The organism is Leucobacter allii, assembly GCF_022919155.1.
Classification (GTDB): domain Bacteria; phylum Actinomycetota; class Actinomycetes; order Actinomycetales; family Microbacteriaceae; genus Leucobacter; species Leucobacter allii.
In genome coordinates, this window is record NZ_CP095045.1 from 3,078,546 (window position 1) to 3,095,933 (window position 17,388).

The 17,388-nt window shown below is 72.5% G+C and carries 13 protein-coding genes and 1 pseudogene; 3 read left to right on the top strand and 11 right to left on the bottom strand.

The genetic code is table 11. The annotated features are described in order from the left end of the window. The first annotated feature begins 1 nt into the window (after position 1). Complete coding sequence (locus MUN78_RS14245) at positions 2-1,270, top strand: alpha-hydroxy acid oxidase (protein WP_244727276.1); 1,269 nt, start codon at positions 2-4, stop codon at positions 1,268-1,270. A 56-nt stretch (positions 1,271-1,326) separates the two neighbouring features. On the opposite strand, the gene MUN78_RS14250 is transcribed toward MUN78_RS14245, so the two are convergent. From MUN78_RS14250 to MUN78_RS14260, 3 genes are read right to left on the bottom strand one after another with little or no spacing between them, the layout of a single operon-like run. Then, positions 1,327-1,950, bottom strand: coding sequence for a GNAT family N-acetyltransferase (locus tag MUN78_RS14250; protein ID WP_244727278.1), 624 nt, complete (start codon positions 1,948-1,950; stop codon positions 1,327-1,329). 7 nt (positions 1,951-1,957) lie between these two features. Next, entirely contained in the window at positions 1,958-3,601 is a 1,644-nt protein-coding gene (locus tag MUN78_RS14255; RefSeq protein ID WP_244727280.1) for an amidohydrolase, read from the bottom strand. Positions 3,602-3,610: 9 nt separating this feature from the next. Then, a complete protein-coding gene (locus tag MUN78_RS14260) occupies positions 3,611-4,933 on the bottom strand; it encodes an MFS transporter (protein WP_244727282.1) in 1,323 nt (440 codons plus the stop codon). A gap of 105 nt (positions 4,934-5,038) precedes the next feature. On the opposite strand from MUN78_RS14260, the gene MUN78_RS14265 reads away from it, so the two are divergent. Both MUN78_RS14265 and MUN78_RS14270 read left to right on the top strand, forming a co-directional pair. Further along, entirely contained in the window at positions 5,039-5,959 is a 921-nt protein-coding gene (locus tag MUN78_RS14265; RefSeq protein ID WP_244727283.1) for a LysR family transcriptional regulator, read from the top strand. Between the two features lie 97 nt (positions 5,960-6,056). Beyond that, positions 6,057-6,902: a DUF1684 domain-containing protein gene (locus tag MUN78_RS14270; RefSeq protein WP_244727285.1), complete on the top strand. Its 846-nt coding sequence runs from the start codon at positions 6,057-6,059 to the stop codon at positions 6,900-6,902. Between the two features lie 189 nt (positions 6,903-7,091). Here the strand turns inward: MUN78_RS14270 and MUN78_RS14275 are convergent, their stop codons facing one another. The 8 genes and pseudogenes from MUN78_RS14275 to MUN78_RS14310 form a co-directional block, all read right to left on the bottom strand. Continuing rightward, the gene (locus MUN78_RS14275; RefSeq protein WP_244727287.1) at positions 7,092-8,090 is read right to left on the bottom strand and encodes a transporter substrate-binding domain-containing protein; all 999 of its coding nucleotides are present in this window, start codon (positions 8,088-8,090) and stop codon (positions 7,092-7,094) included. A gap of 164 nt (positions 8,091-8,254) precedes the next feature. Continuing rightward, on the bottom strand, positions 8,255-9,271 hold the full coding sequence (locus MUN78_RS14280) for an ABC transporter substrate-binding protein (protein ID WP_244727289.1): 1,017 nt from the start codon (positions 9,269-9,271) through the stop codon (positions 8,255-8,257). A 341-nt stretch (positions 9,272-9,612) separates the two neighbouring features. Next, positions 9,613-10,504, bottom strand: a pseudogene (locus MUN78_RS14285) (amino acid ABC transporter ATP-binding protein). 10 nt (positions 10,505-10,514) lie between these two features. Next, a complete protein-coding gene (locus MUN78_RS14290) occupies positions 10,515-11,561 on the bottom strand; it encodes an amino acid ABC transporter permease (protein WP_244727290.1) in 1,047 nt (348 codons plus the stop codon). A gap of 139 nt (positions 11,562-11,700) precedes the next feature. Then, the gene (locus MUN78_RS14295; protein ID WP_244727293.1) at positions 11,701-13,878 is read right to left on the bottom strand and encodes an FAD/NAD(P)-binding protein; all 2,178 of its coding nucleotides are present in this window, start codon (positions 13,876-13,878) and stop codon (positions 11,701-11,703) included. Next, on the bottom strand, positions 13,875-14,468 hold the full coding sequence (locus tag MUN78_RS14300) for a GNAT family N-acetyltransferase (protein ID WP_244727296.1): 594 nt from the start codon (positions 14,466-14,468) through the stop codon (positions 13,875-13,877). Before MUN78_RS14300 ends, MUN78_RS14295 begins: the two co-directional genes overlap by 4 nt. Beyond that, positions 14,465-15,934 (bottom strand): NtaA/DmoA family FMN-dependent monooxygenase, encoded by a 1,470-nt coding sequence (locus MUN78_RS14305; protein WP_244727298.1) that lies wholly within the window; start codon positions 15,932-15,934, stop codon positions 14,465-14,467. The genes MUN78_RS14300 and MUN78_RS14305 overlap by 4 nt, the downstream gene beginning before the upstream one ends. Continuing rightward, positions 15,931-17,241 (bottom strand): LLM class flavin-dependent oxidoreductase, encoded by a 1,311-nt coding sequence (locus MUN78_RS14310; RefSeq protein WP_244727300.1) that lies wholly within the window; start codon positions 17,239-17,241, stop codon positions 15,931-15,933. The genes MUN78_RS14305 and MUN78_RS14310 overlap by 4 nt, the downstream gene beginning before the upstream one ends. Between the last annotated feature and the right edge of the window lie 147 nt (positions 17,242-17,388).

Here is a 17,388-nt window from a genome sequence, read left to right on the forward strand (position 1 = left end):
CATGGTCACTCGCCAGCTCCCCAACCCCGTCGAACTCCTCGAGCTCATGCAGTTCAAGAAGCCCGATCTCAACGCCAAGCGCCGGCGCCTCGAATCCGCGCTCACCATCGCGGATCTGCGCACCATCGCGAAGCGCCGCACCCCGAAGGCCGCCTTCGACTACACGGACGGCTCCGCCGAGGGCGAGATCTCGCTGACGCGCGCCCGCCAGGCCTTCGAGGACGTCGAGTTCCACCCCGACATCCTCCGCCCGGCCGAGCGCGTGGACATGAGCTGCGAGATCCTCGGCGGCCCCTCCGCGCTCCCCTTCGGCATCGCCCCCACCGGCTTCACCCGGCTCATGCAGACCGAGGGAGAGACCGCCGGCGCCGGCGCCGCGGCGGCCTCCGGGATCCCGTTCACCCTCTCGACCCTCGGCACGACGACCATCGAGGACGTCGCGTCCGTGAACCCCGACGGGCGCAACTGGTTCCAGCTCTACGTGATGCGCGAGCGCGAGATCTCCTACGGCCTCGCCCGCCGCGCCGCCGAGGCCGGCTTCGACACCCTCATGTTCACGGTCGACACGCCGGTCGCCGGCGCGCGGCTGCGCGACAAGCGCAACGGCTTCTCCATCCCGCCGCAGCTCACGCTCGGCACCATCGTCAATGCGATCCCCCGACCCTGGTGGTGGATCGACTTCCTCACCACCCCGAAGCTCGAGTTCGCCTCCCTCTCGACGACCGGCGGCACGGTCGGGGAACTCCTCAACGCCGCCATGGATCCGACGATCAGCTACGAGGATCTCGCCGTGATCCGCGAGATCTGGCCGGGCAAGATCGTCATCAAGGGCGTGCAGAACGTGCCCGACGCCGTGAAGCTCGTCGAGCTCGGCGTGGACGGCATCGTCCTCTCCAACCACGGCGGGCGTCAGCTCGACCGCGCCCCGATCCCGTTCCATCTCCTCCCGAAGGTCGTCCGCGAGGTCGGACGCGACGCGACGATCATGATCGACACGGGCATCATGAACGGCGCCGACATCGTCGCCGCCGTCGCACTGGGCGCGAAGTTCACGCTCATCGGCCGCGCCTACCTCTACGGTCTCATGGCCGGCGGCCGCGCCGGGGTCGATCGCACCATCGCGATCCTCCGCACCGAGATCGAGCGCACCATGCAGCTCCTCGGCGTCTCCTCGCTCGCGGAGCTCGAGCCGCGCCATGTGACCCAACTGCAGCGCCTGGTCCCCGTCGCCGGAGCCGAGGCGGGGGTCGCAAGCGGCGCCGCGCTCTGAGCGGATCCCGACGGGCCCGGCGCGCGCCGAGCTCCCGGCGGGGCGGCGCTCCCGGCCTATCCCAGGCCCGGAGCGCCGCCGGCGTCCGGCAGATGCCGCGCGACGCGGTGCTCGAGCCCCAGGCGCACGCCGGGCCACTCGGGCCGGGTGATCGAGAACACCACGGTGTCCCTGACGTACCCGGCGGCCGGGCGCAGGTGCGCGCGGAGCACGCCGTCCTGCTTCGCCCCGAGCCGCGCGATCGCGGCGCGCGACTGGTGGTTGTGGAAGTCGGTGCGGAACTCGACGGCCGGGCAGTCCCAGACCTCGAAGGCGTGCGCGAGCAGCAGCAGCTTCGACTCGGCGTTCGTACCCGTGCCGTGAGCGCTCGCGGCGTTCCACGTGGAACCGATCTCGACGCGCGGGGTCGTCGCGTCGATGTTCATGAAGGTCGTCATGCCGATCACGCGACCGGTGTCCGCCCGTCGCGCGGTGAACGGCAGCATCGAGCCGGCCTCCTGCAGCCGCAGCCGGCGGCGGATCTCCGCGTCCATCGCATCGGGCGACGGGATCGAGGTGTACCAGAGACGCCAGAGCTCGCCGTCGCGGGCGGCCGCGACGAGCTCGTCGTGCTGCTCGAGCGCGAGCGGCTCGAGGGTGACGAGCCGGCCGCGGAGGGTGCCGGGATGCGCGAGGGTCATGCCCCCATTATGCTCCCGGCCCGCGGACGAAGACCCGCTCGCCGCCGACGTAGGTCGCCGTGACGCGCGTGTCGGCGATCTCCTCGCTCGGCACGGCGAACATGTCCTGGCTGAGGGTCACGAAGTCCGCGAGCATCCCGGCGCGCAGACGACCGAGCTGCTCCTCCTGCCGCGTCGCGTAGGCGGAGCCGTGGGTGTAGGCGCGAACGGCCTCATCGACGGTGATCGCCTCTGCGGCGTTCAGCACCTCTCCGCCGCTCGTGCGCCGGGTGACCATCGACGCGATCGCGTCGATGGGGTTCGCGTCCGAGACCGGGGCGTCGGTCGACCCGGGCACCGTCATCCCCGCGGACAGCAGCGATCGCACCCGGTAGATCAGCTCGCGGCGGTCGTCGCCCATCGCAGCCGCCATGCCGTCCCCGAAGTCCCGGATGAAGATCGCCTGCGGTACGGCGATCGCGCCGAGCGCCGCCGCGCGGGCGATCTGCGCGTCCGATGCGAGCGCGAAGTGCTCGATCCGCGGCCGCGCATCGGGACGGGGATACGCGCGCTGGGCGGCCTCGAAGGCGTCGAGGGCCGCATCGATGGCGGCATCTCCGATCGCGTGGAAGGCGAGCTGCCAGCCCGCGCGGTGCGCGCCGACAGCGAGTTCCTCCGCCTCCTGCGGGCTGACGACCATGATGCCGTGATTGTCGGGCTCCCCGTGGTAGCAGCGGTGCATGGCCGCGGAGCGGCCGATGAACGAACCGTCGGTGAGCATCTTCACCGGACCGATGCGCAGGCGCTCGTCGCCCATTCCGCTCCGGATCCCGAGGTCGATGCCGCGATACGCCGGGTCGCCGGACGCGGCGATGCCGTGCAGCGTCGTGAAGTAGGGCATGAGCGTCATCCGGACGCGCAGGATGCCCCGGTCGACCGCTTCCTGGAAGATCCCGAAATCCATCGGACTGTTGCCCACCATGAACGGGTCGCCGAGCCCGGGCTCCGTCGCGGAGGTGATCCCGTAGCTCAACGCGCGCTCGGAGGCGAGGCCCAGGTTCCGGATCACCTCCTCCTCCGGCGTGGGACGAACGAGGTTGTATGCGAGGTTCATCGCCGCCTCCTGGAGCAGGCCGGTCGCCCGCCCCTCGGCGTCCCTCGGGATGCCGCCGCCGTCCACGTCGGGGACATCGAGGCGTCCGGGATGGCCCGCGAGCTCGAAGGCGCGCGTGTTGATGACGACCATGTGCGCCGAGACGTGCTCGAGGAGCACCGGGCGGCCGCCCGCGGCTGCGTCGAGCCGCTCGGCGGTGGGGTGCCCCCCGAGCACGTTCTGGTCGTAGCCGGAACCGCGGATCCACTCGTCGGGACCGAGCCCGCGCGCGCGCTCCGCGACGGCCGCATACAGCTCGTCGAGCGAGTCGACGGATCCCGGGCGGAGATCCATGGCCGCGAGCCGTGCGCCCCACAACGACAGGTGCAGATGGGCGTCGTTGAAGCCGGGGAGCACATGGGCGCCCGCGAGGTCGACCGTGCGCCGCGCCTCGGCCCCGTCGAGTTCCTCGTCGAGGCCGACGATGCGGCCGTGCAGCACGCCGAAGCGTCGTGCGGTGGGGCGGACGGGATCCAGGGTGCGCGCCCGCGCGTTCTCGAAGATGGTATCGATGAGCATGCGGACTCCTCAGTCGGCGGTGGTCGGAAGGGGTGCGGCGGTGGTCGTCGCGGACCGTCGCAGGGAGACGCGGCGCAACCCCAGCACGCCGAGCACGGTGAGCAGCACGAGCGCCGCGTAGTAGATCGCGACCGCCCAGGGGCCGACGCCGGTCAGCAGCGACTGGGCGATGAGCGGCGTGGAGCCGCCGATGATCGTGGCGCAGATCTGATATGCGGCGGAGACCCCGGTGTAGCGCACATTCACGTCGAAGGCCTCGGCCAGCGCGTTCGCGAGGAGCCCGTAGTAGCCGGCGCCCGCGCAGGTGTTGAGGACGGCCATGACGGCCAGGAAGACGTAGTTCTGGGACATGATCGCCAGGAAGAAGGGGACGACGAGGAGCAGCGTCAGCGCCAGACTCGCGATCATGACGGCGGGTGCGCCGACGCGCTCGGCGATGAGCGCCGCGATCGGCTGCCAGATGAATTGGAAGATCGACCCGACGAGCAGGATCAGCTGGATCGTCTGGCGATCCATCTCCAGCGTGCCGGTGGTCCAGGCGAGCAGGAAGGTGTTGGTGAAGTACGCCACGGAGATGCCGAGGATCGATGCGAGGATCCCGAACACCAGCGCGCGGGGCGCGGTCGCGAAGACCCGGATGAGCGGCACCTTGACGACCTGCCTGGTCGCCTTCGTGGCGACGAACTCCTCGGATTCCTGCACCCGCATGCGGATGAGCAGCGCGACGATCACGAGCACCGCGGACAGGAGGAAGGGGATGCGCCAGCCCCACGAGAAGAACTGCGCGTCGGGGAGATTGCCCACGATGAGGAAGATCACGGCGGCGAGGATCGCTCCGGCCGGGGAGCCCTGCTGGACCCAGGTGCCCGCGAGCCCCTTCTTCTGCGCATCCGCGCCCTCGGTGGCGAGCAGTACGGCGCCGCCCCATTCCCCGCCGACCGCGAAGCCCTGGAGCGCGCGGAGGAGGACGAGGAGGATGGGAGCGGCGATCCCGATCTGCGCGTAGCTCGGGAGCGCTCCGATCAGCGTCGTCGCGATCCCCATGAGGAGCAGCGTGACGACGAGGACGTTCTTCCGTCCGAACTTGTCGCCGAAGTGGCCGAACACGATCCCGCCGAGCGGGCGCGCGAGGAATCCCACCCAGAAGGTCGCGAACGACGCGAGCAGGCCCGCGCCCGGTGCGATGTCCGGGTAGAAGACCCGGCTGAAGACGAGCGCCGCGGCCGTGCCGAAGATGAAGAAGTCGTACCACTCGATCGCGGTGCCGACGAATGCGCCGAGCGTTCCCTTGCCGAGGCCGGGCTTTTTCCCGGCGTCGCGGACTGATGACATGACTGACCTTCTTCGCTCAAGTGCGTGGCACGCGCGGTTCGCGGCGCGTTCAGCATCCTCCCCGGTGGCGGGCTATGCGTCAAATAGCGACATATACTATGCGATATGCACAAGACGCATAACGCTCTCGAGTACTCGATGATCGAGGCGTTCATCGCGGTCGTCGACCACGGATCCACGAATGCCGCGGCTGCGGAGGTGGGGATCACCCAGCCCGCGCTCTCCCGTCGCATCAAGGGACTCGAGGCCGCGGTGGGGCATCCGCTGTTCCTCAGGAACGCCACGGGTCTCGCCCTGAACGCCCTGGGCGCCGAGTTCCTGCCCGTCGCCCGGAGCCTGCAGCTGCAGTTCGGCACAGCCTCGCGCTTCATCCGGGGCCGCGCGGGCTCGGGCATGCGTTTCACCGTGGCCTGCCCGAGCATCGTGGGGTCGGCCTTCCTGGCTCCGTTCATCGCCTCGGGCGAACAGGGGGTCTCCGACGTCATCGAGGCGCCGACGCGGGCGGTCCACGACCACCTCGTGCGCAATCGGGCCGACATCGCGATCGTGCCGATGGCACCCGCGGACGGGTACGCGAGTCGTGCGCTCTTCGCGGTGCCCCTCCTCGTCCACTGCGCTCCGGGCAGTCGCCACCACGGCAGGGCCACGATCGATGTGGCCGAGCTCGCCGACGAGGAGGCCTTCACCTCGAATCGCGAGACGGTCGTCTTCGAACGTCTCGCATCGATCGTGTCGGGGATGCCGCGCCCGCCGCGCCTCCGGGAGGCCAGCAGCGGGCCCATGGCGCAGGCCATGGCCGCCGGATCCGGCGGCATCGCACTCGGGGTCGAGCCGCCGGGCTTCGGTCTCACGGCCGCACTGCTCACGGCGGAGGGGCACGACATCGAGATCACGGAGTGGGCGAGCTGGCACGCGGGGCATCACGGGGAGGCCGAGATCCACGCCCTCCTGGACCGTTTCGTCGCCTGGGCGACGGCGGAGTCGTCCATGCACCGGCTGCTCCGCCCCCTGCCGCGCGCACAGTGATGGCCCCGTCCGTCGTCATCCGGCGTCGCATTCACCCGACGTTCGGGCTCGTGTGGTTTCGTGGGGGGACGCTGCAGTCCAGACTCGAAGGAGCGACGTGACCGAACGCACCGTGCCCGTGGGCACCGATCCCGCCTCATCCGCCAGCACGCCGTTCACGGACGCGCACGCGGCGTGGCACGCCGAAGTCGAGGCGGCGCGCACCGCGCCGTACGGACCGCTGAGCCCCACGGCGATGCACTGGCTGTCGGGCGAACCCCGGCGGCTCCCCGGGCTCCCGGGCATATGGAGCGCCGACGGCGAGGGGCTCGTCACGGTGGAGCTGGAGCCCGGCGACGGGGTGAGCCGGGGCGGCGAGGCCGTCTCTGGGACGATCGAGCTGGGACCGCTCACCGGCATGGCCGGCACCGCGCTCGCCTGGGGCGAGGTGCAGCTCGACATCGCCGCCCGCAGCGGCGGGATCATCGTGCGCCCCCGCGATCCGAACGCGCCCGCCCGCACGGACTACACCGGCACCCGCACCTTCGCTCCGCGCGAGGAGTGGCGCGTGACGGCTCGTTTCACGCCGCATGCGCGAGCCGGCGTGGAGGTGCCGTCCGCGGCGGGCGCCGACCGCACGCAGCACTACGACTCCTCGGGGATCGCGGAGTTCGAGGTCGACGGCGAGACCGTCGCGCTCACGCTCTTCGGCTCGGCCGAGGCCGGCGACCTCCGCGCGATCTTCGCGGACGCGACGGGCGGCGAGCTCACCTTCCCTGCCGCGCGAAACGTCTCCGTCGACCCCGTCGACGACACGACCGTCGTCATCGACTTCAACCGGGCCACGAACCCGCCCTGCGCCTATTCGGACAGCGCGACCTGCCCCTTCCCGCCCCCGGAGAACCGGCTGCGGATCCGCGTCGAGGCCGGGGAGCTCCGTCCCGGCGTCGAGCCCCCGGCCTGAGCCGTCTCGGCTCTCCCCGGTTCCCCGGTTCCCGGCTCCCCGTTTCTCCACTCCCCGCACTTCGCCTCCCCGTGCTTCTTCCCCGCTCTTCGCACGTCAGGAGTTGTCGCCTGGACCGGTCCCAGGTGACAACTCCTGACGTGCGAAGAACTCAGAAAGCGCAAGAACCGCGAAGCGCGGCGCGGAGGTCTACGGGCGGGGCAGTCCCGGCGGGTTGACGAGCGACTCGGCGACCGCCTCCTCCTGCTGACCCCAGCGCTCGAGCACCTCGGCGTAGGTGCCGTCCTCGATGAGGGTGTTGAGCACGATCGACACGGGATCGACGAGCCCGCTGCCCTTCGCCGTCACCGCGCCGACCTGGCCGTCGACCGGGTACGCGCTGTTGAACTTGCCGACGACCGCGGTCTCCCCGAGGGTCGCGGCCTGGAACGCGGCGAGGGAGTAGGGCAGGATGCTCACGTCCGCGCGCCCCGAGGTGAGCGCCAGGAGCCCGGCGGCCGTATCCTCGTAGTACACGGCCTCGCCGGGGTCGATCCCGGCCTGCTCGTTCTGCGCGAACCAGTCGAGCAGGTACGCCTCCTGGTTCGTGCCGCTGCCGACGATGACCTTCAGCCCCGAGACGTCCGCGGGCTCGGCGATCTCCGTGATCTCGGAGCCCGCGGCCACGGTGAACGCCATGACGGCGTCGCGGTAGGTCGCGAAGTCGAAGAGCTCCTTGCGCTCCTCGGTGACGCCGATGTTGATGAGGGCGATGTCGTACTTGCCGGATTCGACGCCGAGCGGCCAGTCGGCCCAGGCGACGTTCTCGGGCGCGTACTCGAGGTCGAGCCCCTCGGCGATGAGCGAGGCGAAATCGGCGTCGCTGCCGATGATCGTCGTGGAGTCGTCCTCGGCGAAGAACGAGGTCGGCGGGGCGCCCGCGCCGAGGATCGCGACGGTGAGCTTCCCCTCCTGGACGGGCTCGAAGCCGCTCTCGGCGAGCGCGTCGACGGCCTCGGCGACCGGCTCGATGTGGGGACGGGTCTCGACGTTCGCCGAGGTGAGGTCGAAGGCGACCTCGCTCGTCTCGGGGGCGGCGGCCTCCTTCGCCGACTTCTCGTCGTCGGTGACGATGGCCGAGCAGGCGGCGAGGGCGAGGGCTCCGACCCCCGCCAGGACGGCGAGGGAGAGGCGGGTACGACGTGACATGATGCTCCAGGTCTCGGAATGGGTGAATGGGAGAGGGGCGGGATCGCAACGGACCCCGTGGCGCGGGATCGCGTCTCCGGGATGCGCGCGATCACTGATTCGCGCGCAGCGGGCGGGACATCGGGAGCCGATGCCCCGCCCGCTGCGGCGGGTGCCGCCCCGGGTTACGGGCGGGGCAGGCCGGGCGGGTTGACCAGGGATTCCTCGACGGCCTCGTCCTCGAGGTCCCAGCGCGCGAGCGCCTCGGCGTAGGTGCCGTCCTCGATGATCGAGTTGAGCACGATCGCGACGGGATCGATGAGCCCGTTGCCCTTCGCCGTGGTCACCCCGATCTGGGCGTTCTCGGGGTACCCGCCGTTGAGCGTGCCGACGACCTTGGACTCCCCGCTCACCGCGGCGACGTACGCGGCCGTCGGGTTCGGCCCGAAGACGGCGTCGACGCGGCCGGAGACGAGGGCGAGCTGCCCCGCGGCGTTGTCGTCGTAGTAGACGGGCTCGCCCGGCTCGAGCCCGTTGGCCTCGTTCTCGGCGAACCAGTCGAGCAGGATCTTCTCCTGATTCGTCCCGCTGCCCACGACGACCTTGAGGCCGGCGACGTCCTCGGCCTTCGTGATCGACTCGATGTCGCTGTCGGCGGCGACGGAGAAGGCGAGCACGTCGTTGCGGTGGGTGGCGAAGTCGAAGAGGTCCTTGCGCTCCTCCGTCACGGTGACGTTGGAGACGACGACGTCGTACTTGCCGGACTCGACGCCGAGCGGCCAGTCGGCCCAGGCGACGTTCTCCGGGGCGAACTCGAGCCCGAGGCCGTCGGCCACGAGGCTCGCGATGTCCGGCTCGATGCCGAGCAGCGTCGCGTTGTCGTCCTCGGCGAGGAAGCCGAGCGGGGCCTCGTACGCGGAGACGGCGACCGTGAGCTTGCCGTCCTGGATGGGTTCGAAGCCGCTCGCCTCGAGCGCCTCGACGGCCTCCGGGACGGGGTCGATGCGCGGGCGGTCGTCGGCGTTCGCGCTGGTGAGATCGAACGGCGACTCCCCGGCGGTGGTCCCGGAGGAGGCGGGCGCGGCGGCCGCCGAGTCCTCGTCGGTGACGACGGCGCTGCAGGCGGTGAGCCCGGAGAGCGCGACGGCGGTCAGGAGCGCGAGGCCGATGCCGGCGCGTCGGGTGCTGGGCGTGAGGGGCATGATGAGTCCTTCGGTGTACGGATGGGGTGGGCGGAGGATCGCGATTCGGTGCGCGATGCGGGTTCGGTGAGACGTTTTCGGGCGCATTCGTCCGACCGACGCCGCATCCACGACCGAAGCTGCGCGCGGGGCGGAAGCGGGGCGGAGCGGAGCGGGCGGAACGGAGCGGAGCGGGGCGGGACGGGTCGGAGGGCGCGGGGCGGGTCGGAGAGCGCGGAACGGGGCTGGGCGGAAACGGGGCGGGCAGAGGATCGCGATGCGGAAGCGGGACGGGAGCCTGGGCGGAAGCAGGACGGGAGCGGGGGCGGCGACGGGGATCGGGCGGGCTGGGGATCCTTCGGCTAGATCACCCAGTCCAGGAACTCCTGGGTGCGCGCCTGCTCCGGAGCGCGCAGCACCTGGTCGGGCGTGCCCTCCTCGACGACGCGGCCGGCGTCGAGGAAGACGACGTGATCCGACACCTCGGTGGCGAAGCCGATCTCGTGGGTGACGATGATGAGCGTCGTGCCGCCGTGGGCGAGGTCGCGAATCACCCGGAGCACCTCGCCGACCAGTTCGGGGTCGAGTGCGCTCGTCGGCTCGTCGAAGAGCAGCACGTCGGGTTCGAGGGCGAGGGCCCGCGCGATCGCGACGCGCTGCTGCTGACCCCCGAGAGCTGCCTCGGGTAGTGATCGGCGCGGTCGGCGAGTCCGACCCGGTCGAGCAGCACGCGCGCCTGGGCGATGGCCTCGGCCTTCTTCGCCCGCTTCAGCCCGAGGGGGCCTCGATGATGTTCTCGAGCGCGGTGAGGTGCGGGAAGAGGTTGAAGTTCTGGAAGACCATGCCGACCCGCGTGCGGCGCTGCAGCACCTGCTTCTCGTGGAGCTCGTGCAGCTTGCCGCCGCGGCGCTCGTAGCCGATGTACTCGCCGTCGATCGTGATCGATCCGGCGTCGATCGTCTCGAGGTGGTTGATGGCGCGCAGCAGGGTCGACTTCCCGGAGCCCGAGGGGCCGAGGAGCGTGACCACCTGGCCCGGGCGCACCGTAAGCGTGATGTCGTGGAGCACCTCGTGCTCGCCGTACGACTTGTGCACGCCCGCGATCTCCACGAGGCCCGTGCGGGGCGCCGGCCCGGCGCTCGCGTCGGATCCCGCAGCGGACGCGGGCGCGGCAGCAGGATCGACGGCGACCGCGGGATCGGCGACGGCCCCGGCGGGATCGACCGGGGTGTCGGTGATGGCATTGATCGTCATGGCGGGCCTCCTAATGCACGCTCGAGTTGAGTGCGGCGACGGTGTGGGGCGAGGCGCTCGCGGGCGCCTCCGCGCCGGACGCCTCCGAGCGGTCGCGGGCGGCGCCGCTCCCCCGCCCGACGACGCGTCGGATGCTGCGGCGCAGCTTCTGCAGCGGCGTGGGCGGCAGCTCGCGCGCGGTGCCGCGCGCGAAGCGGCGCTCGATGTAGTACTGGGCCACGCTGAGCACGGTCGTGAAGATCGTGTACCAGACCGCGGCGACGAGCAGCAGCGGCACGACCTGCTGATTGCGGTTGTAGATGACCTGGACTGTGTAGAAGAGCTCGGGCAGCGCCACGATGAAGACGACCGAGGTGCCCTTGAGGAGGCCGATGACCTCGTTGAAGGCATTGGGGAGGATCGCCCGCGCCGCCTGCGGCAGCGTGATGCGGAAGAAGCGGCGGCTGCGCGGGATGCCGAGCGCCTTCGCCGCCTCGATCTGCCCCTGGTCGACGGAGAGGAGGCCGCCGCGGATGATCTCGGCGGAGTACGCCGCCTGGTGCAGCGAGAGGCCGAGGATCGCCGCCACGGAGGAGGAGAGCAGGCGGACGGTGTCGAACTCGACGACCCAGAAGTCGTAGGTGAAGGGCCAGCCGATGCCGAGCGTGGGGAACAGGTAGCCGAGGTTGTACCAGATCACCAGCTGCACGACGAGCGGCACGGAGCGGAAGAACCAGATGAAGCCCCATGCGAAGGAGTTCAGCAGCGGCGATCCCGAGAGCCGTGCGAGGGCGAGGAGTCCGCCGAGCAGGAAGCCGATGACGGCCGAGACCGCGGTGAGCCAGAGCGTCAGCCACAGGCCGCGCAGCACGGCGTCGTTGAAGAAGTACTCGGCGAACACGTGCCACCGCCACTGCGGGTTCGAGAAGAAGGTCCACACGAGCTGGGCCAGCAGGAACACCGCGATCGCGCTGAAGATCCAGCGCCACCAGTGCTTCAGCGGCACGACGTCCTGCGGCGTCGGCCGGGTGGCGGATCGGTTCACCACCTCTGCGGGGGCCTCGAGCGTTGCGGTCATGTGCGGGTCCTTCACGGTTCGGGATCTCGGGCGGGCGCCCGATTCGATCACATTCGACTATGGGAGATATGCGTTGAGCTTATGTGGCTCGATGCGGCCGACCAAGCACCGTTGCAACACAGCGCAAGAAACGCCGACGCTACGCGAGGCCTGCGGGAGAGCGCTCGGCCGCACGGGCCGAGGCGAGCTCCGCGGCGTCGGCGAGCAGGGCGCGCGCGAGACGGTCGTTCAGCCGGAACGGCAGCGAGTCGAGGCCGGGCCGGGTGAAGGCCCCGCCGGTCGGCGTCGCGGTGAAGGGCCCCATCGCGAACTGGCGGCCCACGCCCGGGAGACGGCCATCGGCCGTCACGGCGAGCTGCCCGGTGCTGCCGGCGTGCTGCGCATCGGCGACCGCGAGCTCCTGCGCCTGCCCGCTCGCGATGAGCTGGCGCAGCAGCGGGTTGTCGCTCGTCGCCGCCGTCGCCTCCGGCAGCCAGGCGTCGATGAGGATGCGGGCGCGCGCCGCGGCGCGCACCGTCCGCCCGGCGACGCGGGCGGATCCGCGGGCCGCGAACTCCCCCGCAGCCTCGTCCGTCTCGAGCTCCAGCTCGCCGCCGAGGAAGCGCAGCAGCCCCGCCTCCGAGAGCGCGAGGAGCTCCTCGAGCCGGTGCCCGGGCGGCCCGCTCGCGAGATAGCTGAAGTACGGCAGCCACCGTCGCGGCAGCAGGCGGGTCCGGCTGCGGGCGTTCCAGCGCTCCGGCGGCACCTCGGCGATCGACAGGTAGGCGAAGAGCACGGTCATGAAGAGCCCCTGCGTCGCGCTGCGGCGCTGGCTGGTGCGGAGCTCGAGGTCGCGCGCGATGTGAGCGCGCACCCGGCGCTGCAGCGCTTCGGCGTCGGCATCAGCATCAGCCGCGGCGCCGGCATCAGCACCGGCGCCAGCATCAGCCGCGGTGCCACCGACTGCGGCGGCCGTACCGTCACCGGCGCCGGCGCCGAAGCCGGCACCCATACCAGCACCCGCGCCGGCACCCGCGCCGTCGCCGGCGCCGTCGCCGTCCTCGGGCACGGCGAGCGGCCGGTCGAAGGCGTCGAGGTCGAAGCGATCGAGCGGATCGGGGACCCGCTCCGCGACGAGCGCGCGCAGCGCCGCCGAGCGGTACCCCTCGGGTTCCGCGAGGGTCTCCCGCAGGCGCGCGGCGAAATCGTCCCACGACCCCCGCAGCGCCTCGGGGTGCCCGGTGCCGAGCTCGCGGTAGTACCCCGTGACCATCTCGGAGGCGAGGAGCGGCCAGACGTCGCGCTCGAAGTCGAGCGGCTCGCCGGAGCGGGCCGCCGCCTCGCGGAACGCCGGGCCGACGTACTCGAGGCGCACGGGATCGCCCGCGAGCGCGCTCGTGATCTTGGAGCGGTAGGGGACGCCGCGGCGCGAGCCGAGGTGCAGCACGGGCTCGCGACCGCTCGGGCGGTAGACGAGCCGATCCCCCGCGCGCTCGTAGCGACCGCCGCGCCCCTCGGTGAGCAGCACGACGAGATCGACGGCGGCGAGGCCCATGCCCCGCACGATGACGTCCTCCCCCGCAGGCACCCAGTCGAGCGGCACGTCCGCCGTGAACGCCGGCGGCACGTACCGCAGGCCGTGACGGCGGGCGAAGTCGCCGAGGGCGACGGATGGCCCCGAGGGCTCGGACCCGTTGTGCCCGATCGCGTGCACGACGATATCGGCGGCGAGCGCCGCCCCCGAGGCGAGCCGCACGCGGTAGCGCGACGCGCGCGCGGACCCCGCCCCCGGAGACCCGCGCTCCGGCACGGCTCCGGGCCCGGGATCCCCGAGATCCTCGACCGCCGTCACCCGGTCCTCGTGCCAGGCGACGGTCGCGCCCGGCGCGGCCCGGCGCACGATCTCGCCGTAGGCCCAGCTCAGGTAGGCGTTGTTCAGGCGCCGCGTCGGGAAGGCGTCGTCGCGGGCCTCGCGGATCTCCGCTTCGAGGCGCGCGTCCCACCAGTCGGGGCGGGGGATCCGCCCCGCGATCATCTCCGCGATCCACTCGGCGAGCGAGGGGCCCGGGGCGACGGGACCCTCGATCCGGCAGGAGGCGTCGGTGAACACCGTGTCGTCGCGCAGCAGCGTGTTGAGCTTCAGGAGCGGCGACTGCTCTCGCCGCCAGATCCGCCCGCCCCCCGGTTCGTACGGGTCGACGAGGCGGATGTCGAGCACGAGCGACGCGAAGTCCCTCGCGTGGTTCGCGAGGATCCGCTCGAGGATCATCACGGCGGCGGGGCCGGCTCCGACGCACACGATCCGCATCTCCGTCGCCGCGGCGCCCTCCCCGCTCACGGCCGCGACGCGCTCGCGTCGGCCCCGGGCCCGACGAGCGTCTTCTCGAAGGGCAGCGTCCCGCCGATCTCCTCGCCCGAGAGCGCGGTGTCGAAGAGCGGCGTGTAGCCGTGGCGCAGGTAGAGCGCCCGGGCCTCGGGCTGCCGCGGCCCCGTGGTGAGGTAGATGCGGCGGTATCCGAGGCGCACGGCCTGCTCCTCGAGCTCCGTGAGCACGACGCGGGCGAGTCCCTCGCCGCGCCGGTCGCCGCGGGTCCACACCCGCTTCACCTCCGCGACGCCCTCGGCGTGCGGCATGAAGGCGCCGCCCGAGACCGGCTCGCCGGCCTGCAGGAGGAGCAGGAACGAACCGCGCGGCGGCGCGAAGTCCTCGGCGGGGTAGCGCTCAATCTCGACGATCGCCGCCTCCCCGAAGACCTCGACGCCGTAGCGCTCGTCGTACTCGCGCTCGAGGTCCCGCAGCAGCGGCGCCGCGAGCGGGTCGCGGTAGCCGACGTAGGCGAAGGCGTAGTCGGGCCCGAGGGCGGCGAGCGCCGCGGCCGCGGGCGTGGGTTCGCGCCGCGGGGGCGCGTCCGCGATGCCGCTCGTCACGCCGGCACCTCCTCGGGCACGGCGGCGTCCTCAGGCACGGACTCCGCGGCCGAGGCGTCGCCCGGCCCGCCCTCGGGTCGGTACCGCGCCGAGTCCGGCCGCTGCGGCTCGGGGAGCCCGAGCGTGCGCCGCAGGGTCGGGTTCGCCCCGGTGACCGGGTCCACCGCGTACTCGGTGCGGAAGACGCCGCGCTCCTGCAGCAGCGGCACGACGCGGTCGACGAACTCGTCGAGGCCGCCGGGCGTGAGGTGCGGCACGAGCACGAAGCCGTCGGAGGCGCGGCCCTGCACGTAGCGGTCGATCTCCGCCGCGATCGTCGCCGGCGAGCCGACGAAGGTGTGGTGGGCCGTCTCGGCGGCGACGAGCTCGCGCACCGTGAGCCGCTCGGCCTCGGCGCGGGCGCGCAGCTCCGCGGCGCGGGCGATGCGATCCTCCACCCGGGTCGAGACCTGCCCCTGCCGCTGCTCTCCCTCGCCGGGCTCGGCGTCGGGGAGCCGCCCGTCGGGATCGAGACCCGGCAGCGCGCGGCCCCAGATCGCCTCGACCCAGGCGACGGCGGTCTGCGGGCTCGTCTGGGCGAGGGAGATCTCCCGCGCCCGCTCGCGCGCCTCGGCGTCGGTGTCCCCGAGCGCGAAGCTCGCACCCGGCAGGATGAGGAGCGAGTCCTCGTCGCGGCCGGCCGCGGGGAGCCGCCCCTTCACGTCGCGGTAGAACTGCTGGCCGTCGGCGTAGCCGGTGTGGCGGGAGAAGATGATCTCGGCGTTGGCCGCGGCGAAGTCGCGGCCGGCCGGGGAGTCGCCGGCCTGCACGATGACGGGGTAGCCCTGCGGGCTGCGCGGCACGGTGCTCGTCGCGGCGACGTCGAACTGGGGGCCGCGGTGGCGGACCCGGTGCACGCGCTCGGGATCGACGAAGCGCCCGGCCTCGCGGTCGGCGAGGATCGCCCCGGCCTCCCAGGAGTCCCAGAGGGCCTTCGCGAGCGCCACGAACTCCTCGGCCCGCGTGTAGCGCTCGGCGTACGGGAGGAAGCCGCCGCGGCGGAAGTTGGCGCCGTGGAAGGCGTCGGGCGACGTCACCACGTTCCAGCCGACCCGCCCGCCGGAGAGGTGGTCGATCGTGGCGAGCTGCCTCGCGAGCTCGGTCGGTTCGTTGAAGGTGCTCGTGAGGGTGCCGACCACGCCGATGTTGCGGGTCACCGAGGCCATGGCCGCGAGGATCGCGAGGGTCGCGGGCCGACCGGCGACGTCGAGGTCGTGGATCCTGCCGCCGTGCTCGCGCAGGCGCAGGCCCTCGGCGAGGAAGACGTAGTCGAAGAGGCCGCGCTCCGCCGTCCGCGCGAAGTGGCGGAAGGAGGCGAAGTCGATCTGGCTCCCGGATGCGGGATCGCTCCACACGGTGGCGCTGTTGACGCCCGGGAAGTGGGCGACCAGATGGACCTGGCGCCGCGCGGGATCGGGGGTGGTCATGCTGCGGCCTCCTCGGACGCGTCGCCCGCGGCGCGGGCGACCGCATAGCGGTTGGGAGCGGACGCGAGGCCGAAGACCTCGCGCAGGGGGCGGGGATCCGCGCCGCCGGGCGCCGCGAGGCCGCGGTCGCGCAGCACGGGGAGCAGCCGCTCCGCGATGGCGGTGAGGTCGTGGGGCAGCGCGAGCGGGCGCAGCCTGACGCCGTCGATCCCCGCGCCGAGCCAGTCGCCGATGAGGTCGGCGACGCGTTCCGGGGAGCCGGCGGCGACGCGCGCGTCGCTCGCGAACGGCGTTCCGGCAAGGTCGTCGAGCCGATCGAGACGGTCCGTCGCGGCCTCCCCCGGCGCGTCGAGCGCGACGACGAGGTCGGCGACGATGCGCAGCGGCGCGAGCCCGCGCCCCGCGCGATCGGCCGCCCGCTCGGCGGCGCGCACCTCGGCGACGATCTCGGCGACGGGCTTGCCGCGGGAGGCGCCCGCGCGGGGCGAGGGGTTCTCGGGCGTGATGAAGACGACGTCGGCCGTCTCGGCGGCGAGGGCGTGGACCCGCGGCGAGTGCGACAGCAGGGTCACGGGCAGCTGACCCTGCGGCGAGCGCGGCACGATCGAGGGACCGATGACCGAGAAGCGCTCGCTCGCGAAGCGGATGTGGTGCACGCGGTCGCGGTCAAGGAAGCGACCGGTGGCGACGTCGCGGATGATGGCGTCCTCCTCCCAGCTGTCCCAGAGCCGGCGGGCCGTCTCGGCGACGTCGGCCGCGTCGCCGAGCAGCGCGTCGAGGCCGGCGTCGGGCTCGCCCGCGAGGACGTCGGCGAGGTCGATCTCGGGAGCGGGGCGCCGCCCGAAGGCGCGGGCCGAGGCGGCGTCCCCCGAGATGCGCAGCTGCCACCCCGCCCGGCCCTCGGAGACGTGGTCGAGGGTCTGCAGGGCGGTCGCGACGTGGAACGGCTCGGTGTGCGTCGTGGTGACCGTCGGGATCAGCCCGATGCGGGTCGTGCGCGGGGCGAGCCAGCTGGCGGTGAGCAGTGCGTCGAGACGGCCCTCCACGATCTCGGGGCGGAGCCCCGGATCGTCGTCCGGAGCGCCGAAGCCGGCGCTGCGCGTACTGAGCGCGTCCTCGAGCGTGGCGTAGTCGAGGCCGGCCTCATCGGCGATGTCGATGAGTCCCTGCCAGTACGCCGCGGTGAAGAGTGTCTCGGGCCCGGCACCGTCCTCGCGCCAGGCCGCGGGGTGCCACCCGCCGCCCTCGAGGGCGACGCCGACGGTGATCGGCGATCCGGAATCGCCCGCTCTGATTATGTCTGCCATGCCGTGAGCTTATGACGCGGCCGCGCGTCCGACGGCCCAGATGACGAACAATGACCGTTACGCTCTGTTGCACGCGTGCGGCCGCACGTCCGCGGCGCAGACCTACACTGGCTTCCAGTTCCGGGGATGAGATCCCACGGCGCCTCC

What these genes read in the sequence shown, in the direction of transcription:
- MUN78_RS14265 (WP_244727283.1), top strand. Translation starts at nt 5,039, where the DNA reads ATGCACAAGACGCATAACGCTCTCGAGTACTCGATGATCGAGGCGTTC.
- MUN78_RS14280 (WP_244727289.1), bottom strand. Translation starts at nt 9,271, where the DNA reads ATGCCCCTCACGCCCAGCACCCGACGCGCCGGCATCGGCCTCGCGCTC.
- MUN78_RS14255 (WP_244727280.1), bottom strand. Translation starts at nt 3,601, where the DNA reads ATGCTCATCGATACCATCTTCGAGAACGCGCGGGCGCGCACCCTGGAT.
- MUN78_RS14245 (WP_244727276.1), top strand. Translation starts at nt 2, where the DNA reads ATGGTCACTCGCCAGCTCCCCAACCCCGTCGAACTCCTCGAGCTCATG.
- MUN78_RS14305 (WP_244727298.1), bottom strand. Translation starts at nt 15,934, where the DNA reads ATGACCACCCCCGATCCCGCGCGGCGCCAGGTCCATCTGGTCGCCCAC.
- MUN78_RS14275 (WP_244727287.1), bottom strand. Translation starts at nt 8,090, where the DNA reads ATGTCACGTCGTACCCGCCTCTCCCTCGCCGTCCTGGCGGGGGTCGGA.
- MUN78_RS14260 (WP_244727282.1), bottom strand. Translation starts at nt 4,933, where the DNA reads ATGTCATCAGTCCGCGACGCCGGGAAAAAGCCCGGCCTCGGCAAGGGA.
- MUN78_RS14310 (WP_244727300.1), bottom strand. Translation starts at nt 17,241, where the DNA reads ATGGCAGACATAATCAGAGCGGGCGATTCCGGATCGCCGATCACCGTC.
- MUN78_RS14250 (WP_244727278.1), bottom strand. Translation starts at nt 1,950, where the DNA reads ATGACCCTCGCGCATCCCGGCACCCTCCGCGGCCGGCTCGTCACCCTC.
- MUN78_RS14290 (WP_244727290.1), bottom strand. Translation starts at nt 11,561, where the DNA reads ATGACCGCAACGCTCGAGGCCCCCGCAGAGGTGGTGAACCGATCCGCC.